Source organism: Prevotella sp. Sow4_E9_plate, from assembly GCF_052116205.1.
Lineage (GTDB): Bacteria > Bacteroidota > Bacteroidia > Bacteroidales > Bacteroidaceae > Prevotella.
In genome coordinates, this window is record NZ_JBQKLN010000052.1 from 1 (window position 1) to 26,838 (window position 26,838).

Annotated in this window: 24 protein-coding genes; 18 read left to right on the forward strand and 6 right to left on the reverse strand. The window is 44.5% G+C overall.

Annotated features, from left to right (window positions below):
- The first annotated feature begins 109 nt into the window (after window positions 1-109).
- The 10 genes from ACTQ53_RS14950 (at window position 110) to ACTQ53_RS14995 (ending at window position 14,973) form a co-directional block, all read left to right on the forward strand.
- On the forward strand, window positions 110-3,241 hold the full coding sequence (locus tag ACTQ53_RS14950; protein ID WP_441933887.1) for a hypothetical protein: 3,132 nt from the start codon (window positions 110-112) through the stop codon (window positions 3,239-3,241).
- 4 nt (window positions 3,242-3,245) lie between these two features.
- Window positions 3,246-6,440 carry an RHS repeat domain-containing protein gene (locus ACTQ53_RS14955; RefSeq protein WP_441933889.1) on the forward strand — a complete coding sequence of 1,065 codons (3,195 nt, stop codon included), beginning with the start codon at window positions 3,246-3,248 and terminating at the stop codon, window positions 6,438-6,440.
- Window positions 6,428-6,940: a hypothetical protein gene (locus tag ACTQ53_RS14960; RefSeq protein ID WP_441933891.1), complete on the forward strand. Its 513-nt coding sequence runs from the start codon at window positions 6,428-6,430 to the stop codon at window positions 6,938-6,940. Before ACTQ53_RS14955 ends, ACTQ53_RS14960 begins: the two co-directional genes overlap by 13 nt.
- Before the next feature lie 5 nt (window positions 6,941-6,945).
- Window positions 6,946-7,338, forward strand: coding sequence for a hypothetical protein (locus tag ACTQ53_RS14965; protein ID WP_441933893.1), 393 nt, complete (start codon window positions 6,946-6,948; stop codon window positions 7,336-7,338).
- Window positions 7,339-7,344: 6 nt separating this feature from the next.
- On the forward strand, window positions 7,345-7,782 hold the full coding sequence (locus ACTQ53_RS14970) for a hypothetical protein (protein WP_441933895.1): 438 nt from the start codon (window positions 7,345-7,347) through the stop codon (window positions 7,780-7,782).
- A 152-nt stretch (window positions 7,783-7,934) separates the two neighbouring features.
- Window positions 7,935-9,089, forward strand: coding sequence for a hypothetical protein (locus ACTQ53_RS14975; RefSeq protein WP_441933897.1), 1,155 nt, complete (start codon window positions 7,935-7,937; stop codon window positions 9,087-9,089).
- A 116-nt stretch (window positions 9,090-9,205) separates the two neighbouring features.
- Complete coding sequence (gene dxs / locus ACTQ53_RS14980) at window positions 9,206-11,098, forward strand: 1-deoxy-D-xylulose-5-phosphate synthase (protein ID WP_441933899.1); 1,893 nt, start codon at window positions 9,206-9,208, stop codon at window positions 11,096-11,098.
- Window positions 11,095-12,438 carry a Trk system potassium transporter TrkA gene (trkA, locus tag ACTQ53_RS14985; RefSeq protein WP_294970933.1) on the forward strand — a complete coding sequence of 448 codons (1,344 nt, stop codon included), beginning with the start codon at window positions 11,095-11,097 and terminating at the stop codon, window positions 12,436-12,438. The genes dxs and trkA overlap by 4 nt, the downstream gene beginning before the upstream one ends.
- A gap of 42 nt (window positions 12,439-12,480) precedes the next feature.
- Window positions 12,481-13,938 (forward strand): TrkH family potassium uptake protein, encoded by a 1,458-nt coding sequence (locus tag ACTQ53_RS14990; protein ID WP_441933901.1) that lies wholly within the window; start codon window positions 12,481-12,483, stop codon window positions 13,936-13,938.
- 72 nt (window positions 13,939-14,010) lie between these two features.
- On the forward strand, window positions 14,011-14,973 hold the full coding sequence (locus ACTQ53_RS14995) for a type I phosphomannose isomerase catalytic subunit (protein ID WP_153121921.1): 963 nt from the start codon (window positions 14,011-14,013) through the stop codon (window positions 14,971-14,973).
- A gap of 186 nt (window positions 14,974-15,159) precedes the next feature.
- Here ACTQ53_RS14995 and ACTQ53_RS15000 read toward each other — a convergent pair whose 3' ends face one another.
- On the reverse strand, window positions 15,160-16,158 hold the full coding sequence (locus ACTQ53_RS15000) for a DUF4435 domain-containing protein (RefSeq protein WP_295348364.1): 999 nt from the start codon (window positions 16,156-16,158) through the stop codon (window positions 15,160-15,162).
- An 89-nt stretch (window positions 16,159-16,247) separates the two neighbouring features.
- Window positions 16,248-17,066 (reverse strand): AAA family ATPase, encoded by an 819-nt coding sequence (locus tag ACTQ53_RS15005; RefSeq protein WP_153121923.1) that lies wholly within the window; start codon window positions 17,064-17,066, stop codon window positions 16,248-16,250.
- Window positions 17,067-17,241: 175 nt separating this feature from the next.
- Between ACTQ53_RS15005 and ACTQ53_RS15010 the strand changes: the two genes are divergently transcribed.
- On the forward strand, window positions 17,242-18,186 hold the full coding sequence (locus ACTQ53_RS15010) for a DMT family transporter (RefSeq protein ID WP_441933904.1): 945 nt from the start codon (window positions 17,242-17,244) through the stop codon (window positions 18,184-18,186).
- 331 nt (window positions 18,187-18,517) lie between these two features.
- Here ACTQ53_RS15010 and ACTQ53_RS15015 read toward each other — a convergent pair whose 3' ends face one another.
- Complete coding sequence (locus ACTQ53_RS15015) at window positions 18,518-20,098, reverse strand: L-lactate permease (RefSeq protein ID WP_441933905.1); 1,581 nt, start codon at window positions 20,096-20,098, stop codon at window positions 18,518-18,520.
- A 156-nt stretch (window positions 20,099-20,254) separates the two neighbouring features.
- On the opposite strand from ACTQ53_RS15015, the gene ACTQ53_RS15020 reads away from it, so the two are divergent.
- The 6 genes from ACTQ53_RS15020 (at window position 20,255) to cysK (ending at window position 25,311) form a co-directional block, all read left to right on the forward strand.
- On the forward strand, window positions 20,255-20,770 hold the full coding sequence (locus tag ACTQ53_RS15020) for an RNA polymerase sigma factor (RefSeq protein WP_295348371.1): 516 nt from the start codon (window positions 20,255-20,257) through the stop codon (window positions 20,768-20,770).
- Window positions 20,767-21,270, forward strand: a complete 504-nt coding sequence (locus tag ACTQ53_RS15025; RefSeq protein ID WP_441933906.1) for a hypothetical protein — start codon at window positions 20,767-20,769, stop codon at window positions 21,268-21,270. The genes ACTQ53_RS15020 and ACTQ53_RS15025 overlap by 4 nt, the downstream gene beginning before the upstream one ends.
- 63 nt (window positions 21,271-21,333) lie before the next feature.
- Window positions 21,334-21,780 carry a DUF6108 family protein gene (locus ACTQ53_RS15030; protein ID WP_295023335.1) on the forward strand — a complete coding sequence of 149 codons (447 nt, stop codon included), beginning with the start codon at window positions 21,334-21,336 and terminating at the stop codon, window positions 21,778-21,780.
- Window positions 21,781-21,875: 95 nt separating this feature from the next.
- On the forward strand, window positions 21,876-22,769 hold the full coding sequence (locus ACTQ53_RS15035; RefSeq protein ID WP_441933907.1) for a hypothetical protein: 894 nt from the start codon (window positions 21,876-21,878) through the stop codon (window positions 22,767-22,769).
- A gap of 267 nt (window positions 22,770-23,036) precedes the next feature.
- Complete coding sequence (locus ACTQ53_RS15040) at window positions 23,037-24,332, forward strand: O-acetylhomoserine aminocarboxypropyltransferase/cysteine synthase family protein (RefSeq protein ID WP_006849406.1); 1,296 nt, start codon at window positions 23,037-23,039, stop codon at window positions 24,330-24,332.
- Between the two features lie 31 nt (window positions 24,333-24,363).
- Window positions 24,364-25,311: a cysteine synthase A gene (gene cysK, locus ACTQ53_RS15045; protein ID WP_217313789.1), complete on the forward strand. Its 948-nt coding sequence runs from the start codon at window positions 24,364-24,366 to the stop codon at window positions 25,309-25,311.
- Here cysK and ACTQ53_RS15050 read toward each other — a convergent pair.
- The 3 genes from ACTQ53_RS15050 to ACTQ53_RS15060 all read right to left on the reverse strand — a co-directional run bounded on the left by ACTQ53_RS15050 (window position 25,284) and on the right by ACTQ53_RS15060 (window position 25,893).
- On the reverse strand, window positions 25,284-25,421 hold the full coding sequence (locus ACTQ53_RS15050; RefSeq protein WP_441933910.1) for a hypothetical protein: 138 nt from the start codon (window positions 25,419-25,421) through the stop codon (window positions 25,284-25,286). The two genes, cysK and ACTQ53_RS15050, sit on opposite strands and share 28 nt — an antisense overlap.
- Before the next feature lie 122 nt (window positions 25,422-25,543).
- Window positions 25,544-25,693, reverse strand: coding sequence for a hypothetical protein (locus tag ACTQ53_RS15055; protein WP_441933912.1), 150 nt, complete (start codon window positions 25,691-25,693; stop codon window positions 25,544-25,546).
- A 44-nt stretch (window positions 25,694-25,737) separates the two neighbouring features.
- Window positions 25,738-25,893, reverse strand: a complete 156-nt coding sequence (locus ACTQ53_RS15060; RefSeq protein WP_006848196.1) for a hypothetical protein — start codon at window positions 25,891-25,893, stop codon at window positions 25,738-25,740.
- Window positions 25,894-26,304: 411 nt separating this feature from the next.
- On the opposite strand from ACTQ53_RS15060, the gene ACTQ53_RS15065 reads away from it, so the two are divergent.
- Window positions 26,305-26,628, forward strand: coding sequence for a type II toxin-antitoxin system RelB/DinJ family antitoxin (locus ACTQ53_RS15065; protein ID WP_441933914.1), 324 nt, complete (start codon window positions 26,305-26,307; stop codon window positions 26,626-26,628).
- Window positions 26,629-26,838 lie beyond the last annotated feature (210 nt).

Here is a 26,838-nt window from a genome sequence, read left to right on the forward strand (position 1 = left end):
AGCGATTTCTCGACAGATATTCACCAGCGGAGCCAATTGCTATGTTTCACTCAGAATGACCACACTGGTCATGCTGGATTCAAAATATGCCCCTTTTTAAAGTGGGCTCATGGATGGATGCCACCCTAATTGGCGAGGTGACCATGGTAAAAATTGGTTTAAGCAGACGCTAGAGATTGAGGGTAATAAGAACAATGACCTGTCTAGTCAATTGTATCATTTCATCCTAGACAACAAGGCTGGTGAAACTCCCACCTTCCATGCTAATTTCATGGGCAACAGTCTCTCTTATGTATGGGATAGGATGAAGAATGAGTTCTTCATTACGGGGAAAAATCAGAACTTTCAGATTACAGGATCCATCATCTCACCCACCATCATTGATGGAAAAGGAATAAAATATTCCTTCAACGCAAAGGAGGAGAGTAGTCCAGAGGGATATTTGGTTGACCCAGAAATGGTGTATCAGGATTATACGCTATTTCTTACAAAAATAGAATCTCCCACAGGACATACCATACAACTCAGATATGTCGACAACGGTACTATAACCTCTGTATATAAAATAACAGAAAACTTATACAGCCATGAATATCCAGTAAATGCTATTGGTTCGAGCTATCGTGAAGTCAAGCCAGAAGGTTCAAACCTTCTGGATCGTAGCCTCTCACAATTATATCGGACAAAAGCTCTTCGTCTCTCGGAAATAGAATCCGACGAAGCATTGGTAAAGTTCATCCCATCCAGTGACTTTCGTAAGGATCTGGATGGGAACAGTCGCAAACTGTCAAAGATAGAAATCTACCAAAAGAATGGTTCTCAGAAAAAACTATTGAAGTCCTTTAGTTTCAGCTCCAGTTATTTTTCTAAAGTAACCACTGGAGGCAACACTGTAAAGGATTTATTTGACAATCTAGGCAACTCGTCCATTTACAACGGATGGTTTGCCTCTGACGACTTTATGTATTATAGACTGCGACTGGACAGTTACAGCGAGGAGGATTCGAATGGCAAACAAGTGGCAAAGTACTCGTTTGGCTATAATAACGGGTTGCCTTGTAAGGCTTCCGCAGCCATTGATTATTGGGGATATTACAATGGGGAGGAAAACTTCAACGGTCGTTACCACACCCTTCTTCCAAAACATTGGGATGAGTTGACTTCAGACGTAGAAGATGGTTTCCCTAAAACGGTATATTTTACAGGTGCAGACCGACGTTTCAATGAAAACTGTGCCTCTGCGGGAATGCTCTCTTTCATTACTTATCCGACAGGAGGAACTACAAGTATCACTTATGAAGGGCATCGCTTCTCCAACTATAAGTATTTCGACGCTGCAAAGACGACAAGCGGAAAAAGTTTCAAGGATGTGGACATCTATGCCACCAATCAAAGCTATGGAAAGGTTAGTGGGGCATCATTAAACGAAAGTACGTTTAATATATCAGAAGAGGGGATATACAAGATGACCCTAAGCTACATGATATCCAACCTTGCCGAGCAGCCTTCCTGGCGATATATTCTAAGCAACCCTCTTCAGTTGTATCATTATAGCACCATTTATGACAGAAATGGTCCACATGAGGTGGTTAGTGCTTGTGATGTGCTGAGCGCAGTTCCAAGCGACACTGTGGGGACAAGAAACATAACAAAATCAAGGACATTAACTCTTTTCCCTGGGAAGTACAAACTGATGATTGCTGGCGGGGCATCATTAAACATTGGAGTGTGTCCCCAGCAATATTACCAGATAAAAGGCAATATCAAACTAGAAAAATCCACGTATACCTCCATCGGTGCAGGCGTGAGGGTAAAGTCCATATCTGAAAATGATGGGAATGGAAACTTTACTACGACAAATTATCGATACACCTATCCTGACTTAACTTCCTCAGGACGATTGTCAGTCCCAGCCATCTATGCAAGAAGAAAAATCTTGGTCTACCAAAATGAAATGTATCAAGATGCAGGATCGAACCAGATAAAACCTGCAACAGCTAAAGAAATTCGCTATGCGGAAGTGAGCGGCAACAATGCAGTTCCAGATGTGCCTGTGGTAGGCTACGAGAGGGTCACCGTCAAACAGGAAAGCAATGGAACGACAAATGGTAAAGAGGTTTTTACTTACAGAAACAGACCTTGGGGCATCAACATGCTTACCTATTGCCGTCAAGTACCCGACCCGAGAAATGGCATGTTGCTTTCTGATAGCGTGTTTGATTCCAAGGGAAAACTTATCAAGACAACAGACAACAGTTATAAGTGGAGATGTGTTGACTCCCGACTTCTAAGTGCGGTCATCGAGAACATCTACAGTGGGCCAAACGAGGTTACTGGTGGAAATGCTTTGGCGTCAGAAAATGCATATGCTGATGCCTTAGGAGGAGGATGCATGCAAATATATCTATATCCATCGGTCCAGTTCGCCTTGGCTTCTTCCAATTCCAGCCAAAAAGAATATCATGGTGATAACTGTGTTACCATAAAAACTAGTACCCAGTATGGACAGACCAACACCTTGGACTCCATCTCGGTCCAGAGCCAGTCTGAGACAGGAACAACTGTCACAACAGAAACTTTCTATCCCCAGAATGCTCTTTCCCAAGCCAATATGAAGACTTTGGCAGACAAGCACATCACCGAGATTCCCATAGAATGTCTGACATCAATATCAAATGAGGACGGCACTTACGTCATCGGCTCCCAACGATATTTATATGACAACAATGGCAATATTATCACGGAATACTCGTTAGATACAGAAAGATCCATAACAAGGAGTTCGTTTAGTCTGTTAAAGGACAACTATGCCTTCTCCTCATTCAAAGCCAACGCTGTGTTTTCTTACAATTCATCAGGAAAACCTCGTGTGGTAAAGGAAAACAACTGCGATGTGGTCACCTATATATGGGGGTATTACAGCAATTACCCCATTGCCGTGATAAGAGGTGCAGACTACCCTGTGGTAAGGGACCTTCTTGGAGGGGACTCTGCTGTAAAAGCATTGGAAACGGCTCCATCTCCAACGATAAGCGCAAGGGAATTACACAGCAAATTATCCAAGTTGGCAGGCTGCTGCGTATCAACCTATAGTTTCAATCCACAAATAGGGATGGTTGAGATGATTTCTCCAAATGGAGAATCTACGACATATACCTATGACGCTTTCAGCAGATTAGCTGCCATCAAGGATCATAACGGCATTGTGTCCTCATCATTCAAATACAACTACAAACAATAAGCTTATGATGAATAAGATTAACTTTCGATGCTTATTTTTGTTGACATGGTTTGCCGCCCTGTCAACAAAGGCCCAAGTGTCTTCAGAGAACTACATTCTGACGACGGAGCGCATCAGCGACACGCAGGTCCTCTCCACCACGGTATACTATGATGGCTTGGGAAGACCCTTCGAGATGGTGGAGCAAAAGAAGACTCCAGATGGAGCCAACCTGATACATCTCCAAGAATATGATGGACTAGGACGTGATTGGAAGACATGGTTGCCTGTCAAGGGCACCGACGATTTCCTCAGCATTTCTGCGGCTCACTCCCAGGGAAATAACCAATATAGGGATAGCCATGCCTTCTCTCTAAAAGAATATGATGAAAGCCCACTCAATCGTATAAACACAGTGGAGGGAGTTGGAGCTGAGTGGACTAGCCATCCCGTAAAGAAAGACAATCTCGTAAACACCTCTAAATATCCGTTGAACTGCAAATACTACCGTGTCTCCATGCAAGGACAGTTGCAAGACAAAGGGTATTATCCTGAGGGTAGGCTCTACGTTACCAAGACCACTGATGAAAATGGCAATGAGAGCTACGAGTTCAAGAACATCGCTGGCAACGTAATTCTCAAGCGTACCATCTGCTCCATTGATGAGGCAGCCGATACCTATTATATATATGATTACCGTGGAAACCTGGCATTTGTGCTTCCTCCCAATTATCAGGAGGAGCCGTCACTTGACCTCTATGCCTACCAATATAAATATGATGGGCAGGGGAATTGTACCTGGAAGAAGCTGCCAGGTTGCGAGCCTATCTACATGAAGTATGACCTCAGCGGAAGAATGATATTCTTACAGGACGGAAACCTGAGAAAACAAGGACTTTGGGAGTTCTATGTCTATGACAAACTTGGTCGACTGGCTGTGCAAGGAACTACTGCATCTACAAGTGATGTCAGTAAAATCCATGTCTATGCGCTATACACGGGGGCAGGCATCCTGGACGGTTACCAACTGAATGGCACTACGATTACCGCCAAGTCCCTGCTCATTACCAATTTCTATGATGACTATACTTTCATAGAGAAGCAAAACGCCTCAAAGCAGAGCATTTTGTATCTGAACGCAGCCCAAGCATTGGACGCAGCGTTCCCTTCCAACAGCTCCCCCAAAGCAAAGGGATTCTTAACTGGGAAGAAGGTATATACAACAGATGGTACGAATAGACATGAAATCTCCTCTATGTACTATGGTTTAAAGGGAAGAGTGGTACAAACACATTCCTGCAACTTGCTTGGAGGAAGTGAACATTTCTACTCCTCTTATAACTACATAGGTTCCCCTTTGAAAACCAAGCACATTCATAGCGCAAGTGGCAAGAAAGCCATACAGGAATGCTACGAATATGCCTATGATCATGCTGGAAGACAGACAATAGTTAGCTATGCCATCAATGGCTCCGCCAAAAAAGTCTTATCAACAACAGAATATGACGATTATGGAAGAATCGCCAAACAGACATTATTGGGCAAAGAGTGCATCAACAACTCCTACAACATCCGGAGCTGGAAGACTGAGATAAGTAGCACAAACTTTACCCAAACGCTTGCCTATAACAAAACAAATGGCTTTGTTATACCTGGGACCGCACAGTACAATGGCAATATATCAGCCATGAGTTGGAAAACTGGAAACAACATAGAGAAAGGCTACAAGTTCTCCTACAACCGTCAGGACATGCTGACCGATGCCGACTATGAGGAAGGAGAATTCTTATCGGACAACATAGGTCACTATGACGAAAGCCTGTCTTATGACAAGATGGGAAACATCCTGTCATTGATACGCTATGGTTTGAGAGACGACAATAAATACGGGCTCATTGACAACCTTAGCTATGGCAACAACGGCAATCAGCTTACCAAGGTTGATGATACGGTGAGTGGTCCATATTATGCAGGTGCCTTCCACTTTGTGGATGGTACGAAGGAGGCTACGGAGTATAGCTATGATGCCAATGGCAACATGGTGAAGGACAAGAACAAGGGGATTAGCTCGATATCATACGACATCAACAACTTGCCACAGAAAATATTATATAATGATGGAAGGAAAGCTAGTTACGTATATGATGCTGAGGGAAACAAGCACTCCGTTCAATATACACTAACGGCAATGACCAACACATTGCCTCAGATGCCAGTCATGCAATCTGCAGATGCAGCATCAGCAAATGCAGTAAATGGGCAAAAGGTAATCAACTATTGTGGAAACATCATTTATGACGGTGATGAGACGATTGTACTGAATGACGTAGGCTATGCCAAGTATGACAAAGGCGGCAACCTCTCATTCCATTATTATCTCAAAGACCATCTGGGCGATAACCGTGTTGTTGTGAACGAAAGCGGTGCTATCGAACAAATCAACGATTACTACCCTACAGGTGCATTGATGGGGAGCAGCACGAATGGCGATGTTCAGAGATACAAATACAATGGTAAGGAACTGGACCGCATGAATGGCTTGGATTGGCATGACTATGGGGCTAGGAACTATGATGCGGCTATCGTTATTTGGAACACATTAGATAAGCTAGCAGAAAAAGATTATTCACATGCCCCTTATGGATATTGCGGTAATAATCCTATGCGATATCTTGATATAAAGGGGCATGAAAAGCTAGACGCTCTATCGCAGAAAGCTAGAAATTATAAAAGACTAGAGCCTGAAATAAAAAACTTTAAGGATGATCCAAATGTCATAAACATCTGGGCGCATGGGTATGATAATGGGAATAGTATTATTCTAAACAAAGAAGTAGTAGATAACGCTGAAAGATTTGAAAAATTTCTAGAGTCAAATAGCTTTATATGGAAAACTAGAGAAGGTAATGCACCTATAACAATAGTATTACATAGCTGTTCTGCTTCTAAGTTTGCAAAAGCTATATCAAATAGTAAGAAATTTGACAACGTGATTATTATTGCTCCAACGACTCCAGTTAATGTGACAACCGGAAAGAATACCAAAAGTTATCTAGGCTCATACCTCACAAATAATGGAATTTGGAAAAGTTATAAAAATGGCAGAGAAATCAAATCATTGACATATGGGACATATGACTACCCTGGCTCTATATACCCTAGAATAAAATTTAATTTAATAAAGGAACTATCTAATAATATAAATGTATGGAAAAAATAAAACTTGTATTAGGTATTTTATTGGGATTTACTCTTTCATTTTTTAATGCTTCTTTGCTTAAAAATAGTACAACAAAAACGGATGAGCAATACATTGTTACCAATAGCAGAAATGTATTCATATTGGATTCTGTAGAATTTAAACTTACCGCAGACTCTATTCTTCTATATGGAAACGAGAACTCATATACGGAACTCTTATATCATTATGGAAGTATTCATAATGGTTCTAAAGAACTCTTATATTATGCATTAATTATGGCAGACAAATATTCTTATCCCGAAGCTTCTTATAATATTTTCGGCATTATTAAAGATTTTAATAAGAACAACACTTTATTATTGTCTGAAATGATGAAATATTACTTATTGTATGGGGCAAAAAACGGAAGTTCAAGTTCTTGTTTTCAATTAAAGGAATATTATGAAAAAGGAATATTATTCGAAAGAAATCAGAGAGAAGCAAAATTCTATGAGAATAAGATAAACAAAATTTATTAGACAAAATGGACAAAATAAGAAATATGCATAATGTTGCCTTAGGCATCATTATAGGTTTGTTCTTGGGGGGAATTTTTCAAGCACGCCCTAAGTTTGAATGGAATTTGGGAGTAAAGCAACCAGTCATCCCTCAATGGAATATTAACAAGATAAAATCTGCAATTATTAAAGAGAAGAGCATAAAAGATTATGAATTACTTAAAGAATTATCTGGCGGGCATTTAAAAAAAGAAGACATTTTCTATGGTTTACTTATGAATGAATACCACCCTAACGATACCACTTACAAAGACCTAAGAAATGTCTTGGTTGAAATCTACAATATCCCTCCAAAAGATACCATCACTTTGATGTGGGTAAAAAAACTTGATGATATGTACAAAAAAATAAATAAATAAAGAAATATGATTGTGATGAACAATAAAATGCTAGTTAAGCTTAATAAGCAAACTATTAATTATCCAAGATTAAATAAAAAACTTTCAAAAATCTTGGATGAAGGAGTAATATGGGTTAACAATTGCTATATTCTGCAATATTTCTATAAAGTGAATCAGCACTATTCTTTAGAAAACTTTGAAGATTATACAGCATATGAATGCTTCATGAATGGTTTTCATGTTGAGGATTATTGCGTTTGTAATACAATACAATATGCTTTTAGTTTCACGAATAAATTGGCTAGAATATTACAAGGTAAATGTAAATTCAAAATAATACTTTCTGTCAACAACCAAAATTGTTGTCACATTACTTTTCATTCACTTCATAATGAAGAAACGGAATGGGTAGTTATGGAACAATTAGATTCTTATTCAGAAAGTATTGCTGTTTTTATGTAACCCGCTCAAACAATTGTAGTCAAGCCCTAAAGAATTAGACTGTTTACGTATAAGAAAGGCATATTGTTCAAAATGTCTAAATTATAGTAGAACAAATAACAACTATAATGATTTTTTACAACTTTAGCTATTGAATTCAAGAAATAGAGCTTATGAAGTTAAGATTAATACATACATTATTTTTGTTGTGCATTTATCTAGGAATAAATGCGCAACAGAACATCTGTAATCATACATATCATATAGGAGACAAGATTGAGCGTCAGCAAGCCACCTTCAAACATTTTGACCAAAAAGAAAAAGGTGCTATTTGGGACTTGACAGACATCAATTTATCTGACAATGCCTCGTGGTTGACAATCACATCCAATCCTCAAGATGAAAATGGATTTATAATTAATGGACTCAATACCCGTTATTTTTGTCATCAAAACGAAACTAGCACATATTTGGATGGCTATGAGAACAACCAATCGAAAATTAGCTATAAACTAACAGACTTGATTGCTCCGCCTAATTTTGTACAGAACAGCATGACAACGGGGTATTTCAATGGATATGCCATATATTCAGAGTCAGTATATTCTCGTATTTATGGAACATATGAATGCCAAGTTGATGGGCTCGGTACAATGTTACTTCCATCAGGTGATACGATTACTGGTGTGACAAGGGTACATATCCAGAAACACACAGGACAACAATATCTCAAAAACATTGAGCATGCAAAGGCCTTACGCTTGCTGGTTGACAGTGTTAACATCTACACACATGATAGCATCATACAACATCTTGCAGTGGATTCCAATCTGGTAGAAACAAACATATACAGATGGTATGCACAAGGGGAGTCTTATCCGATTTACGAAACCTTAGACTCTCATGTTAAGGGTAACAATATTGGATTTAAAGTAGCTTATTATTACTCTCCACAATCATGGAAAGACAAAGACAATGAATACGAGAAATCAAGAGGTATTTCTCAGGGAGAGATATCAAAAGCTACCTCCACTGGTCGTCCCAGTATTTCCAGACATGTATTTTCTAATGGTACATTTATAGATTATTCGGTAAACGTGACTTCCGATGGTAATGTAAATGTTGTCATGTTCTGCTCTTCAAGAGCAAAGATAGATTGTAATATCCATACCATTGACGGAATAATGGTATACCAACAAAGGTTTGAAGATTCTAGCAAGAAGACATATAACATCTGTCTTCCTTTATCGTCTCATTCACATGGCATCTACATACTCTACATTTCTGTTAACGGACAGCAATTCTCAGAAAAGTTCATCTACAAGTAATCCACATATAAGTAGAAAAATACAAAGAATTATCGGAAAAATCGAAAATATTGCCTCAAAAGTGCTTTATATAGGAAAAAAGCATTATCTTTGCAGAAGATTTTCACAAAGAAAACATGGACAAGAACAAGTTTAGTCTATTAAGTAAAATAAAATACCCAGAAGATTTGCGCAAGTTGAGTATTGACCAGCTGCCGCAAGTTTGTAAAGAGTTAAGAGAAGACATTATCGACGAGGTTGCCGTAAATCCTGGTCATTTTGCCTCCTCTCTTGGTGTGGTTGAAATAACCGTAGCCCTTCATTATATCTTCAACACCCCTTACGACCGTATCGTATGGGATGTAGGACATCAGGCTTACGGACATAAAATCCTGACAGGTCGCCGCGACAACTTCTGTACCAACCGCAAGTTGCACGGCATCCGTCCATTCCCTACTCCTTTGGAAAGCGAATACGATACCTTCGCCTGCGGACATGCGAGCAATTCCATTTCCGCAGCACTCGGTATGGCTGTTGCTGCAAGAGAAACTGGAGAAACCAACCGTAATATCGTTGCTGTCATCGGCGACGGTGCGATGAGTGGCGGACTGGCTTTCGAGGGTTTGAACAATGTTTCGAGCACCCCGAACGATATGCTCATCATCCTCAACGACAACGATATGAGTATCGACAGGGCCGTAGGTGGTATGGAGAAATACCTTCTCAATCTGGATACCAATGAAACTTACAACAGGCTCCGCTTCAAGGCTTCACAGTGGCTACACTCCAAAGGGTATCTGAACGAAGACCGTAAAAAGGGAATCCTACGTCTTAACAATGCGCTGAAGTCTGCATTGAGCCATCAGCAGAACATCTTCGAAGGAATGAACATCCGATATTTCGGTCCGTTCGACGGTCACGATGTCAAGGAAGTGGCGAGAGTGCTGAAACAGCTCAAGCAGATGAAGGGTCCTAAGCTGCTGCATCTGCATACTACCAAAGGCAAGGGTTATAAACCGGCAGAGAAGAGTGCCACCATCTGGCACGCACCGGGTAAGTTCGACCCAGAAACAGGTGAGCGACTGATTAAGGATACCAGCAACCAGCCGACAAAATTCCAGGATGTCTTTGGCGAAACCTTGCTGGAACTGGCTCAAAAGAACCAAAAGATAGTAGGTGTGACTCCAGCCATGCCTACAGGATGCTCCATGAACATCATGATGAAGGCGATGCCTAACCGTACTTTCGATGTGGGTATTGCAGAGGGACATGCCGTCACCTTCTCTGGAGGTATGGCGAAAGATGGACTGATTCCTTTCTGCAACATCTACAGTTCGTTTGCACAGCGTGCCTACGACAATATCATCCATGATATGGCATTGCTCAATCTGCCGGTAGTCATCTGCCTGGACAGAGCGGGACTGGTAGGCGAAGATGGTCCAACCCATCACGGAGTCTTCGATATGGCAGCCCTCCGTCCGATACCGCATCTTACCATCGCTTCTCCTATGAACGAACATGAGTTGCGCAACCTGATGTATTCAGCACAATTGCCAAACCAGGGCAGCTACGTAATCCGCTATCCAAGAGGAAACGGTGTGCTGGTAGACTGGCGCAACCCGATGGAAGAAATCAAGACCGGTACCGGCAGAAAACTAAAGGATGGAAAGGACGTGGCTGTGCTCACCATCGGTCCTATCGGAAATGATGCTGCCAAGGCCATCGCCGAAGTAGAAACAGAAACAGGCATGAGCGTAGCCCACTACGATATGCGCTTCCTGAAACCTCTCGATGAAGACATATTAAAAGAGGTGGGAGAAAAGTTCAGCCGCATCGTTACCATCGAAGATGGAGTAAGGATGGGCGGAATGGGTTCTGCCGTACTCGAATGGATGAACGATCACGACTATCAGCCTCACATCACACGAATGGGAATACCAGATACCTTCGTGGAACATGGTACTGTGGCAGAACTGAGAGAAATCGTGCATCTGGATAAAGATTCAATCAAAGAAGCAATAAAGAAATGAAGATTATCATAGCTGGCGCATACGCCATAGGTACACACTTGGCGAGACTGCTGTCTCGCAGCAATGAAGAAATTACACTCATCGACGAAAGCGAAGAGCGACTGGCAAGCATCGGCTCAGACTGTGACCTGCTCACGATGGTAGGAAAGCCTACCAGTCTGAAGATTCTGCGTGATGCAGGAGCCGACTGTGCAGATCTTTTCATTGCTGTCACCCCCATAGAGAGTACCAATATCACAGCTAGCATCCTTGCCAAGAACCTGGGTGCAAAGCGTACAGTAGCCCGTGTTGACAATCCGGAATACATGGAGCCACAAGCACAGGAATTCTTCAAGAATCTGGGCATCAGCAAGCTCATCTATCCTGAGATGCTGGCTGCAGTAGATATCAATAACGGTCTGAAAATGAGTTGGGTTCGCCAGCGTTGGGATGTGCACGACGGAGCACTCGTCATGCTCGGCATCAAGCTGCGCGAAGGATGCGAAATCCTCAACGAACCGCTCAAGAACATCAGCGGTCCTAACGACCCATACCACGTGGTAGCCATCAAGCGAGGCAGCGATACCATCATCCCTGGTGGTAACGATGAACTGAAGCTCTACGACCTTGCCTACTTCATGACTACCCGCAACTATATTCCATATATCCGCAAGATTGTGGGCAAGGAACATTATGTAGACGTGAAGAACGTGATGATCATGGGTGGCGGACGCACTGCCGTAAGAGCCGTCAAGAAGATGCCTGAATACATGGAGTGCAAAATCATCGAGAAGGATGAGAACCGCTGCGAATATCTCAACGACATTCTGGACGAGAACAAGACCCTGATTATTCATGGTGATGGACGAGACATTCCATTGCTCACCGAAGAAGGAATCAGAAGCACCCAGGCATTCGTTGCCCTGACCGGCAATGCAGAAACCAATATCCTGGCTTGTCTTACTGCCAAGAGAATGGGTGTGCGAAAGACGGTTGCTGCCGTAGAGAATGTAGACTATGTGAGCATGGCAGAAAGTCTGGATATCGGTACCATCATCAACAAGAAGATGATTGCTGCCAGCTACATCTATCAGATGATGCTGGATGCTGACGTGATGAACGTCCGCTTCCTGATGAATGCCAATGCCGATGTGGCTGAGTTCATCGCCAAAGAAGGTTCCAAGGTTACCAAGAAACCGGTGAAAGACCTTGGTATGCCTATCGGTGTAACCATTGGTGGACTGGTACGCAAGAGCGAAGGTATGCTCGTTTCGGGTAATACCCAGATAGAACCAGGCGATTCGGTGATGGTATTCTGCCATAACATCAATATGAAGAAAATAGAGAAGTACTTTGTGTAATCAGCACACAAAGAACGATGATACAAAGGAAAATCAGATAAAATGATAAACAGTAAACTGATATACAAGGTCTTGGGGCAGCTGCTTTTCATCGAGGCATTCCTGCTCTTCATCAGTCTGCTGGTAGCCTATTACTATCAGCAGGATGATATTTTCGCCTTCATTGTGGCAACACTCAGCACCATCGGAGGCGGACTTATCCTGAAATGGAAGGGTCATGGAGCCGACAACTCGATGTCGCGCCGTGATGCTTACCTCGTGGTTTCGCTCTCATGGATTATCTTCAGTCTCTTCGGTACACTGCCCTTCATGGTAAGCGGCTACATCAACAACTTTACGGATGCCTACTTCGAGACGATGTCGGGATTCACCACCACGGGTGCCACCATTCTTGATGATGTAGAATGCTTCCCTCACGGTTTGCTCTTCTGGCGATCGCTCACACAGTGGATAGGCGGTCTGGGAATCGTGTTCTTCACCATCGCCCTGTTGCCATCGCTTGTAGGAGGACAGACCAAGGTGTTTGCTGCCGAGGCTACGGGTCCTATCAAGACCAAACTTCATCCCCGTCTTTCCACTTCGGCAAAATGGATATGGAGTATCTATCTTGTGCTCACCATTGCCTGCATCGTATCCTACTATGTGGCGGGAATGAACCTCTTCGACAGTTTCAACTATGCGATGACCACGACGGCAACGGGTGGTTTCTCTACCCACAACAGCAGTACCGAGTTCTTCCATTCACCAGCGCTAGAATACATCTGTACGTTCTTCTGCTTCCTATCGGGTGTGAACTTCACCCTACTTTATGCAGCAGTCATTAAGTTCAAGATCAAGGATCTGTTCAAGAACTCGGAATTCAAGTTTTATGCATTCCTGGTTGCGGCATTCACGGCTTTCATCATGGTAGAGCTGATGGCGATGCGCAACTACGATATGGAGCATGCCTTCCGCAGCGCCGTCTTCCAGGTGGTGTCATTCATCACCACCACAGGCTTGTTTAATGATGATGCTGCCCTCTGGCCTCATGTCACCTGGGTGGTATTGGCAACCTGCATGTTCTTCGGAGCCTGCTCGGGCAGTACGAGTGGAGGTTTGAAATGTATCCGCGCCGTGATGCTGGTAAGAATGGTGAAGAATGAATTCCGCCAGATTCTGCATCCTAACGCCGTACTTCCATTGAAGATTGATGGCGTGAACGTACCGATGCAGAAACGAGTCACCTTGCTCGCCTTCCTCACCACCTATCTCATCATCTGTCTGGTTATCTCCTTCACGATGATAGCCATGGGCATCGACAACACCAATGCCATCACCATCACCCTGAGCTGTGTGGGCAACGTAGGTCCTACGCTGGGCACGGAGATTGGTCCGACGATGTCGTGGAGCGAACTGCCGGATGTGGCAAAATGGTTCTGTTCGCTGATGATGCTCATCGGACGTCTGGAGATATTCAGCGTACTGGTAATCTTTACTCCTGCCTTCTGGAGAGAGAACTAGAGCTCAAGTGAAGAATAAAGAACGAAGAGTTCTATTACAATAGAACATTTTATCAACTAATTCCATAAAATTATGAAACCATTAAAATTTGAACCACTATTGAAGTCCACCATCTGGGGTGGAAACAAGATTATCGCCTTCAAGCATCTTGACATCAAACAGGAGAAAGTTGGCGAGAGTTGGGAAATCTCAGGTGTTCCTGGCAACGAGAGCATCGTAGCTGACGGCGAGATGAAGGGCAAGAAACTCAATGAGGTAGTTGCTGAGTTGAAGGAGAACTTCCTCGGTGCAGAGAACTACAAGCGTTTTGGCAACGAGTTTCCATTGCTTATCAAGTTTATCGATGCCAATACCGACCTTTCTATCCAGGTACATCCTAATGACGAAATTGCCAAGAAGCAGGGTAAGGAGCGCGGCAAGACCGAGATGTGGTATGCGCTGCCAAGCGAGCCGGATGCCAAGCTCTACAACGGCTTGAAGATGCAGATTACTCCTGAGCAGTACAAGGAGATGGTGGAGAATGATACCATCACCGATGCCCTGGCTCAGTATAACGTGAAGGAGGACGACTGCTTCTTTATCCCTGCCGGCAGAATCCATGCCATCGGAACAGGCTGTTTCGTTGCAGAGATTCAGCAGACCAGCGATGTAACCTATCGCATCTACGACTTCAAGCGCAAGGACAAGGATGGCAACTATCGCCAGCTCCACACCAAGGAGGCTGCCGAGTGCATCGACTACACCGTATTGCCAGACTATCGCCAGAACTACACTCCTGCCAAGAACCAGGGTGTTAGCATGGTACAGTGCCCTTACTTCACCACAGCCGTTTATGATCTCGATGAACCTATGACTTTGGATTATTCAGAGCTGGACAGCTTCGTGATTCTGATTGGCTTGAAGGGTGAGGCTAAGATTACCGACAACGAGGGTAACGAGATTACGCTCCAGGGTGGCGAGAGCATCGTAGTTCCTGCCTCTACCCAGACATTGAAGGTAGAAGGAACCTTGAAGTTCCTGGAGACATACGTATAAATTTAAAAGTAAAAAGGTAAAAGGGTAAAAAGGTAAAAAGAGCCTGGCGGAATGTCATCTGCCTGCTTTCTTTTTACCTTTTTACCCTTTTACCTTTTTACCCTTTTACCTTTTTACCCTTTTTACCCTTTTACCTTTTTACCCTTTTACCTTTTTACCTTTTTACCTTTTTACCTTTTTACTTTTTTACCTTTCTAAAAATCTTTCCACATCCGCCTGAATCTTCTGGAATTCCGGAGAGAACTGGTAGAAGGTGTTCTTCTTCATCATCATTTTCACCTTGCCCAGACTGTTCTCATAGCATGCCATCTCTGTCCGTGCCTGCTCGGTATGGACAGCCCTGGCACGGATTTCATTCTCCCTGACATTGCGCAGCGTATCGCAGACGCTCTGCACCAAAGGGAAAACCACCAGGTCGAAAAGATGATGACCCTGTATATATAAATAGGTATTATGCTCGTTTACCCCCAGATTATTCAGATACTGGATCATATCCGGCAGCTCATCCTTGAACGTCTTGAAGCGGCGCTCCAGCTGGAAAAGCTTCGCCCTCACCTTCTTGGCAAGATAATTGATAGCCTGCTGCGGGTCCTGGATTCTGACTGATGGTAATACGATGACCTTGTCGAACTCTGCCATATCAAAATGCATCGACATCTTGCAATGACGGATATAAAAGAGAAGATGCCACACGAAGAGCGGCCATATCGTACGGGAATACGCCTCCATGAATCTTTCGAAATCGAAGATATGGGCATCGTTCAACGTCACCATCACGCAGGTTTCATGCAAACCCTTGGAATAACACTGGAAATTCTCGATGGCATAAGCGTAGGTATGGAAGATATAGGGATTCTCCAGCATCTGCTGCGAGGCTTCGGTAGAACCCTGCCTCAGGAAATCATAGTCGGCATCCACGCAGGCTATCATATCCCTTCCCACTCCCTTGAGCATATTCACGATAGCCGCCTTCTTGCCACGGTCCAGATGGTTGTTGCGGGTAGGAAGCAGGATTTCGAAATAGCGCGTCTCATCCTCATACTTTCCCAATACCGAACGCCAGAAGAAGACATCATCGTAGCTTTCGACATAAGCCACTATCTTGCGCCGAGCCTTCTTCGAGGTCATCTTGTTGGCGGCCTCGAAGTAGAGGGAATTGATATTATCGGTTAAACGTTTAGCCATAATACTTTTAATTAATAATTTATAATGTATAATGTACAATGCCCCATTCTACCATTATACATTGTACATTATTATTTGTACATTATTAATTACGAAATCGTGATATCGTTCACATCCGTCACCCTGTCTGTCCATCCGTCCATCACAACAGCAGGACTATGGGTGGTCATGATGATCTGGATATTCGGATTCAGTTTCAATACCAGACCGATGAGCTGCTTCTGCCATTCGAAGTGAAGGCTGATTTCTGGCTCATCCATAAAGAGGACGTATGATTGGTTGTCCTCCACCAGCACGGTAAGGAGGATGGCGAGAATCTGCTTCTCACCAGCCGAAAGCTGATAAGGCGAGAGCTGCTCACCTATCTGGTTGAAGCGGATTTCGTTGGCTGTACGGATGATAGTCTTGCCGGTATCCTTGAAAAGACCATCTACTATATCCTGGAACATTCTCTTCGGTTCGCTCAGCTGCTGAGCCTTGAAGGCAGCATCCGGTTCGCCACTCTGAAGCACGGCGATGATGCGGTTGCCGATGTTCACCTGATAATCCAGATACTTGCGCTGCAGCTGGAAGAGCTGCCAGTCGAGTTCGGTAACCAGAGTAAGGTCTATCTTGTTGATCATCTCGGCATTCATCAGTGGTCTATCTACCGATCGGATTACATCATATCTAATCCACTTTGCCTCCTCCGGCTCCACCTTCAGATGCACGCCCTTGATCATGTGACTAGGGAATTCGCCGCCAGCCGCCAAGCCCTTTACCACCTTATTTAATATAGTACTCTTGCCCACGCCGTTTACACCACTCAGGATATTGACACGGCGGTCGAGGTTCCAAAGAATATGTTTGGTACCGCTCCAAAGAGATTCTATCTCTATCTGTTTGATATAATCAGCATATTTCTGCATAAGAATAATCTCCTATCTTTAATAGTCAAGAACGGAAAAAGACTATTGTCTTAACTTCTTAACTCCTTTAACTTCCAAAAAATATACCGCAAATATAGCAAAATTCCTCGAAATTTTGTACCTTTGCACTCGATTTTATTCAAAATAAAGAAGATTTAAATAGAAATAAGGAAAAATGGATAACAAACGACCTCTTATCGCCCACCTGTGTCTCTTCTGTTCCGGCGCATTCTGGGGACTGATGGCTCCCATAGGCAAGGATGCCATGCTTCACGGCATCGACGGCATAGACCTGGTGAGCTTCCGCGTATTGGGTGGCGCCATTCTCTTCTGGCTCACCTCGCTCTTCACCAAGAAAGAGCATGTTCCAGTAAAAGACATCTTCAAGTTTGCTGCTGCAGGACTCTTTGCCCTCGTGTTCAACCAGTGTTCTTACACCATCGGTCTGAACATGACCTCGCCTAGCAATTCCAGCATCATGACCACCTCGATGCCTATCTTCGCCATGATTCTCTCCTTCCTGATATTGAAGGAGCCTATCACCTGGAAGAAGGCGCTCGGTGTACTGATGGGATGTGCTGGTGCCGTCATCATCATCATGACAAGTGCTACGGCTGGCAATGCCAAGGTGGGAAACATCTGGGGCGACCTGCTCTGTATGTCGGCTCAGCTTTCCTTCGCCCTCTACCTGTCGCTCTTCAAGAACCTGCTGTCTAAGTATTCGCTCTTCACCATCAACAAGTGGATGTTCCTCTGGGCAACCATCATTATATGGCCTTTCACCATCAGCCACGTGATGAGCATCGACTTTGCCCATGTTCCGATGAGCACCTGGTGGGAAACGGGCTACGTCATCTTCTTCGGCACCTTCCTGGGCTACATCTGCATGATGATTGGTCAGAAGACTCTGCGCCCTACCGTGGTGAGTGTATATAACTATGTGCAGCCGCTGGTATCGGTCACGGTGAGTGTCATCGTAGGTCTCGCCGTATTCAAGGGTATACAGGCGATTGCCGCCATCCTTGTATTCTCTGGCGTATGGCTCGTAGTAAAGAGTAAGTCGAAGCATGATATCGACCAGCACGACCACAGTCTGGCTTACGAGAAAAGACATGCTTAAAAGAAGTAGGTGTGTCATAAGTCCGCTAGGCGTCCCGGCGGATTTGCAATCCGCCGCAAAAAGGGTTCGACCTATTAAAACCGGGGGATTTATAATCCCCCAACAAAAGGAAAAAGCACACTTCTTTGCTGCGGATTGCAAATCCGCAGAGCCAAAATAGGTTAGGACATTTTTTGACGCCGGATTGCAAATCCGGCGGGACGCCTAGCGGATTTGCGTTCTTGAAAAAAAAGAGAAGAAGCTTTGCAGATATCTTAATGTCGATTTATAAAACTGAAACTGTCCCCATCTGAGATAACAGATGAGGACAGTTTTTATATAAGAAAAAATATCAGCAACCGAAGTAAACCATCAATCCGCCCAATACGATATACAGCAGGGCGTATGGGATAGCCGAACGGAGAATCTCTCCATCCTTTCCCTCCATATCGCAGGCAGCAGTAGCGATGGCGATGCTCTGCGGACTGATCATCTTGCCACCCGTGGCTCCCGTGGTATTGGCGGCAACCAGCCAGTTCTCCTGACCACCCTCCATACCAAAGAATGTGCTCTGTCCCGTCATGCCCAACTGGTTGGCTACATGAGCCTGGAGCTTGGCAAAAAGGATATTCGAAGAGGTATCAGACCCCGTAACGAAGGTTCCGATGGCACCAATCATCGGTGCAACCAGAGGATAGAAATCACCCGTTACTGCCACCAGTCCTGAGGCGATGGAAGTAATCATTCCCGAATAGTTCATCACACTTGCCAGGGCTATCAGCGAACAGATGGTCACTACCGTTTTGCGCAGGTTCACCGTGGTACGGGCAAGAATCACCATCAATTTCTTGAGGCTCAATCCTTGTATCAGTCCACCAATCGTAGCACCCAGGAAGAGCATCAGTCCTGCATTGGAAATCCAGCCAAACTTAAAGGTGCTGTCGAGCACAGGCAGATGAACCGCACTTACCAGATGACTCTTGAGGAAAGCATTGACCGGAGGACAGAGTGCCCCGGAAACCAGGATAAATATCAATATAAATAGGTAAACGCTCCATGCCTTCAGGCTCTCGGCAAGCGTAAAGGTTTCCTTATCCTGCACCTTGCTCTTTCTGGCAAACACCTTGGCGTATGCAATGATGGCGATAATGGCAGCCAACGAGCCGATGATGGCTGGTGTCTCCGAACCGAGATAATAGCCGCATACAAACTGCACTACCACGGAAATCACTCCCACCCAAAAGGCGATGATGAGATTCTTGATAAGATTATGCTTATCGGTAAGCGTCAGGATGATGAAAGGCAGGATGATAAAGAGAGGTGACAGCTGGATGATGGCGAAGGCCGAAGTCTCGCAAATCTGTGCCGCCGAAGCCGATCCGCTTTCAGCCACCTCATTACAGAGCGTAGTAACCGGCACGCCCACGGCACCAAATCCCGTAGCCACGGTATTACCGATCAAGGATACCAGAGCCGAAAACATCGGTTTGAAGCCGAGTCCAATGAGGATGGCAGCAGGTATCGCCACCGCTGTTCCGAAGCCCGCCATACCTTCGAGCAGTCCGCCGAATCCCCATACGAGGAGTAGCACGAGCAGCCCCTTATCATCGGTAATCGATGTAAACTGTCTCTTGATTACCTCTATCTGCTTGCTTTCCACGAGGATATTATAGCTGTAGATAGCCATTAGGATGATGATGAGAATCGGGAATACCGCCTTCAAGATGCCTTCCACCACCGCCCATCCCGTCAGGGCGATCACGCTGTCCTCCGCATGTTCCGGGGCTATCATGCCTAGCGGCGAAGCTGCGAAGAGAGCGAGCAACACGGTAACTACCAGCGTCAGCAAGGCGCTCTTATGACCTGCCATCTTGAAGCCGAGCATCAGGATGAACAGCAACACGATGGGAATAATAGAAACTATTGATGCCATAAGCCATTCAGTTTTTAAATGTTTTCGATTGCAAAATTTTATGTTTATGACTGCAAAAATAACATTTTTCTTTGAAAAAAGAAAGCATTTTTTGAAAAAAATCTCTTCTTAGATGTCCGATTTTTCAATTTCATACGTCTATAGAATGTAAAGGTTATGAGAACAGAAGAATTCAAACATATCATCCTACCGATGCGCAGCAACTTGAAAGCGTATGCGCTAAGGTTGACTGAGAATGACGACAATGCCGAAGACCTCGTGCAGGAAGTCATGCTCAGGCTGTGGGACATGCGCCAGAATATCCAGGCAGAAGATAACCTCAAGGCTCTAGCCATCACCATCATGCGCAACAAGTTTTATGACCAGTGCCGACATGAGGAGCGGAACTTCACCACCGACAAGGTGATGGAAGTGCCCATAGAAGACCGGCGGGCAGAGCAACGGGACGAGGTAAACCTCATCAAGCAGATAGTGGCACAGCTTCCGCCCTTGCAGCAGCAGATATTCCGTATGAAGGAGATAGAAGGCTATACTGCCGATGAAATCATGCAGATAACGGGATGCACAGCTGATAATCTCCGAAAGAATCTCTCCAGAGCCCGACTCAAAATCAGAGAGACTTATATGAACATCGTGAAACAGAACAAAATAAAGAAGGAGGAAAAGTTATGAATGATGAAATAAAAAGAATACAGAACTTGCTCAACAAGTATATGGATGGTGCCACATCCAATGAGGAAGAGGCAACGCTCAGAAAGTATTTCGAAGAGCATGCCAATGATATTCCGGAAGAATGGGAATCCTACCGCGCCCTCTTCTGCTATATCGGATTCGAACAGATGAATCTTTCTCAAATTCTAAAAGGAGAAGAAGAGAAGGAGGAGGATTTCGAAAAGAAAGATATCGAGAAGGAAGAAATCCCAAAAAAGGAAGCTTCTCGCAGCAGATGGCTCAAATATTTCGGCACTTCTGTGGCAGCAGCCGCTACCATCGCATTCCTGATTGTGGGCATCCAGAAGATAGCCCAGCCTCAGCCTGAATGTTATGCGGTTATCGATGGAAAGGTTTATACCGACCAGGAGTTCGTTCATAACGAAGCCCTGGATGCCCTGGAAGACGTTTCGGCAGATTCCGAAGATCCATTCAGTGCCCTGGATATGATGAAACAATAAATTCATCTTTTAGATGAATCAATCAAACTATAAAGTATAATATATATAATAAAGGTATAGAATATGAAACGATGCAACTTGATAAAACGCTTCTTCATCGGACTGCTTCTTATCGTGGTAGCCTCGATTTCGGCTAATGCCCAGGAGGGGCTGTACGTAAAAAGTATATTCCAACGATTCGGACACGCCAAGGGATGCAAGATGGTTACGATGCAGAATACGCAACTCAAAGGTTACAAGCTCAAGATATACAAGAGCCTGGTATATAAGAACCACTCCACGGAAATAGCCCACTATCTGAAGTCCGACCGCAAGGCTGCGAAAAAGATCAGAGAGGTGGTGGAGAATGGCAAGATGGTGAGCGGCTATTACATGATGGCACCCTTGAGCAATGGCAACAACCGCTTTATCCTCTTCAGTAATCCGAATGAAAGCAAGGGAACCGTGATTTATATCGAAGGCGACCTGTCGCCCGAAGATATCATGCAACTCTGCTATTCCAGAAGATAGAAGCATTCTTTCTTCTATTCTCCAGAAGATAGCAACAGCATTTTCCTTCAGGAATCCTCTCAATAAGAATAAGAAACAACATAAAATATAGTATTATGAATATCAAAAACGTAATGATGATGGCTGCCATGATGCCAGCCTTCGCCCTTGCTGAAACCAACAGCAACTGTGCAGCAGCCTCGGTAGAGGCTAACGACACCACAATCAGAGTGAACGACCAAAACATCGTCATCAAGCAGGATGGTGAACAGACTTCTGTGAAGATATATAAGATGAACGGCAACGAGATGACCAAGATTTCCGAAACCCAATTCGTAGATGGTCAGGAAGTAGAAAAGGTATTTGTCACCTCGCCTTTCATCCCTCAGACCTTGAGAAAGCGCAAGCGCAGTCTGGAGAGTCATTATCCAACCTTCTTCTTCGGCTGCAGCCAGTTGCCAGGCAGCAGGGGAAGCATGGGAGGCAACAACGAGATGCATAGTCGCGACTCCAAGTCGTGGGAATGGGGCATCACACTCACCAGTCTCTGCTTCCGCCTTTCCAACGAAATGGCGCTCACCTCCTCTCTCTCCATCGGACAGGTACACCACCATTTCAAGGACAATTATGTATTAAGCACCCAAAACGGGGTATCGGCAATGACTCCGATAGAAGGCGAAACGCTGAAGAAAAGCTATATCAGCTACAATGTGCTTCGCCTGCCTATCATGCTGGAGTGGCAGAAGCGCATAGGATGCCATGATGCATTCCTGGCGTTAGGTCCATCGGTAGAATACCGCTGGCACGAGCATTCCCGCTACTTCATAGGCAAGCATAAGCATACCGAAACGGGCGATATCAACCTCAACCCTATCGGCGTGAACCTGGAGGCCCGTGCCGGCTACTCAGGAGTGATGCTCTACGCCCGTGCCGGAGTAACCCCGCTGCTCAACAAGACCAAAGCTCCCGAGTGCTACCCGATGACCATCGGCTTAGGATTCAGACTGTAATTTCTCTCAAAAAATCGAAAAAAATGGCCGAATACCACAAACGTGGTAGCAGGAATACTACTCATATGCTATTTCAGAATCCAGAAAATCGCCGTACCTTTGCAGCGTCAATCAGAACAAACAGCATGATGACTTTCAGAAGGACATCAGAATGTCTTTCAGAAGAATGTCTTTCTGAGAGATAACATCAATCTGATTTCTGGGCGACAGATTTATATAAATGAATAGATTGAATATTAACGTAAAATTAAAGAAAGGACATAGATTATGAGTACAGAAAAGAAACTTCGCTTTGAGACACTTCAGTTGCATGTAGGTCAGGAAAATCCAGATCCAGCTACCGACGCTCGTGCGGTGCCTATCTACCAGACCACAAGTTACGTGTTCCGCAACTCTCAGCACGCTGCCGATCGCTTCGGACTCCGTGACGCAGGTAACATCTATGGTCGCTTGACCAACTCTACTCAGGGTGTATTCGAAGACCGTGTAGCTGCCCTCGAGGGTGGTGTAGCAGGTTTGGCTGTCGCTTCTGGTGCTGCCGCCGTTACCTACGCTCTGCAGAACATCCTTCAGAATGGCGACCACATCGTAGCTGCCGACAACATCTACGGTGGTACTTATAACCTCATCACTCATACATTATCCACACAGGGTGTCAGCTACACCATCGTGGATCCTCGCAACTTCGAGCAGGTAGAGGCTGCTATCCAGGACAATACCAAGGCACTCTATGCAGAGACCTTTGGAAATCCTAACTCTGATGTAACCGATATCGATAAGTTGGCTGAGATTGCTCATCGCCACAACATCCCATTGATTATCGATAACACCTTCGGCACCCCATACCTCATCCGCCCTATCGAGCACGGAGCAGATATCGTGGTTCACTCTGCTACCAAGTTCATCGGCGGTCACGGTTCATCTCTCGGTGGTGTCATCGTAGATGGCGGTAAGTTCGACTGGAAGGCAAATGCCGACAAGTTCCCAACTCTCGCCAAGCCAGACCCATCTTATCATGGTGCCGTATTCGCAGATGTAGCCGGAGCAGCAGCCTTCGTAACCAGAATCCGTGCGGTCATCCTTCGTGATACCGGTGCAACCATCTCTCCATTCAATGCCTGGATTCTTCTTCAGGGCTTGGAGACATTGAGCCTCCGTGTAGAGCGTCACGTTCAGAATGCATTGAAGGTGGTAGAGTATCTGGAGAATAATCCTAAGGTGGCTAAGGTTAATCACCCAGCCGTTCCTTCTCATCCAGACCACGAGCTTTACAAGAAGCTCTTCCCTAACGGCGGTGGTTCTATCTTCACCTTCGATATCAAGGGCGGTGAGAAAGAGGCATGGGAGTTCATCGACCACCTGCGCATCTTCTCTTTGCTGGCTAACGTAGCCGACGTGAAGTCACTGGTTATCCACCCAGCAACAACCACTCACTCTCAGTTGAGCCCAGAGGAGTTGGAGGAGCAGCACATCTATCCTTCTACCGTTCGATTGAGCATCGGTATCGAGAACATCGACGACCTGATTGAGGCACTCGATGAGGCATTTACCTACGTAAAGTAAAAATATGAATGATTTAAATTAGAGTACAGTTATGGCAAAGATATATAAGCAGATTACTGATTTAATCGGTAAGACCCCATTAGTGGAATTGGGTAAGTATTCAGCATCCAAGGGTTTGGAGACTCCTGTGATTGCTAAGGTAGAATTCTTCAATCCTGGCGGAAGCGTAAAGGATCGTATCGCACTTGCAATGATTGAAGACGCTGAGCAGAAGGGCATCCTGAAACCAGGTGCCACCATCATCGAACCAACCAGCGGTAACACGGGTGTAGGTTTGGCTCTGGTATCAGCCGTAAAGGGCTATCACCTCATCCTCACCATGCCAGAAACCATGAGTGTGGAGCGCAGAAACCTGGTGAAGGCTTACGGCGCTGAAGTGAGATTGACCAGCGGTAAGGACGGAATGCCTGGCGCCATCAAGGCTGCCGAGGAGCTCCGTGATTCCATCCCAGGCTCTGTGATTCTGGGACAGTTTACCAACCCATCCAATCCTGCCAAGCACTATGCCACAACCGGTCCTGAAATCTGGGCTGATACCGATGGCGAGATTGATATCTTCGTAGCCGGTGTAGGAACAGGTGGAACCATTTCGGGTATCGCCAAGTACCTGAAGGAGCAGAATCCAAACGTGAAGGTGATTGCCGTAGAACCTGCCACATCGCCTGTATTGAACGGCGGACAGAGCGGTCCTCACAAGATTCAGGGCATCGGTGCCGGCTTCGTTCCAGAGACTTACTCTTCAGAATATATCGATGAGGTATTGGATATTCAGAACGATGATGCCATCAAGGCTGGTCGTGATTTGGCTCAGACCGAGGGCCTCTTGGTAGGAATCTCATCAGGTGCTGCCGCCTTTGCAGCCACCGAGATTGCGAAGCGTCCTGAGAACAAGGGCAAGAAGATTGTAGCCCTCTTGCCAGATACTGGCGAGCGTTATTTGAGCACTGTACTCTACGCTTTCGAGGAGTATCCATTGTAATTCACAATCGGATATTTTCTGAAGAAAGCAAAATCTATCATAATGGTCAGCACGTTGATGATATCCTCCAGCATCTTCTGCTGGTAGTCATAAAGCTTGATTTTCTTCATCAAAAGAAATTATATGAGAAGACAATAGCCAACAAGATGGGCTGAGCTTTTATTCAAAGCTCAGCCCATCTTATCGTATATAATTAAAATTTAAAATCTAATCCCTTTGTGTTTCTCTGATATTATTTATATAACTTTCCAAAAGTACGACTTTTTTCATCACCACCAAGAAAATATGATTTTTCCTGCTCTTCTGTGCTGAACATAAAATCAAAACCATTCTTCTTATAAAAAGCCACAGGCACATCTTCATTATAGGCATCAACTACCAAATAACGACATCGTTTTGTCTGCTAAAAATCCCAAAATACTAACTTTAAAATTTTGCTTTTGCCAGAATAGCCTTCATCTCAGCACGTTGCTTTGAGAAATCTATGCTACCACGCTTCTTCAATGTTTCTTCAGCTTTTTCTCTGAAAGCTAAAGCCTCATCACCTGTCAGCATTGGGATACCACTAATTGCTAATGCCATAATCTATCCTCCAATTATTAAAACGTTTAACTTCTGCCACAAAAGTACGCTTTTTTCTCGAAACCACCAAGAAAATCAAAAGAAATCTGTGTAAATCCGTGAAATCTGTGGGACTAATAAACAGCAAAGAAGAAAATCTGCGTCATCTGCGAAATCTGCGTGACTAAACTCCAGTCCAAATAGGACTTCAAGAAAAGAAGATTCCGAAAGATTATCTCCGTGTTTAAGTCTCCAGAAGAAATGCATATTTCTCCTCATTTCCAAGACAATACTTCAGAAAATCGAAAAAAGCAGTTATATCATTTATTCAACTATTAATCTTTATTAAATAATTAATACTACCGCACCATTTTACGCCATAATGATGTATATTTGCCGTCAGAATGATTATTAATTAAACATTTTGGACTTATGGCACAGACAGCAATGACAGTCCGTATGGACAACCAGCAGAAAGCACAGTTTGATAAACTCTGCGAACAGTTCGGTATGAGTGCGAATACCGCCATTAACATCTTTGTTAAGGCAGTAATTCGCAGTAAGAGCATTCCATTCTCCATTCAGGCAAAGAATGAAGAAGAAGATGAAGTGACTGCGAAAGCAAAGGCTGCGTTCCAATACATGTGTGACACAGCAAGAGAGAATAACATTGATATGTCACTTGATGAGATCAATGAAGAAATCAGAGAAGCCAGACGATTAAGAAAAGAACGCAATGGTATATGCAGTCATTGATACGAACATTATCGTGTCCTCGTTTATAACCAAGGGGAACCGAAGGGGTCGTAAAGACTTGAAGAAGACCGAGATGAGTTCCTTCTACTACTTGCTATAATGGGGGTGTAATTTAAACTGTGTCAAGGCTTGTTCTTAACTTTCATTCCCACTCCCTGCTGGGGGCATGCCCCCAGCAGGGAAGCCTTTTCGGCTGCAAAGTTACATAAT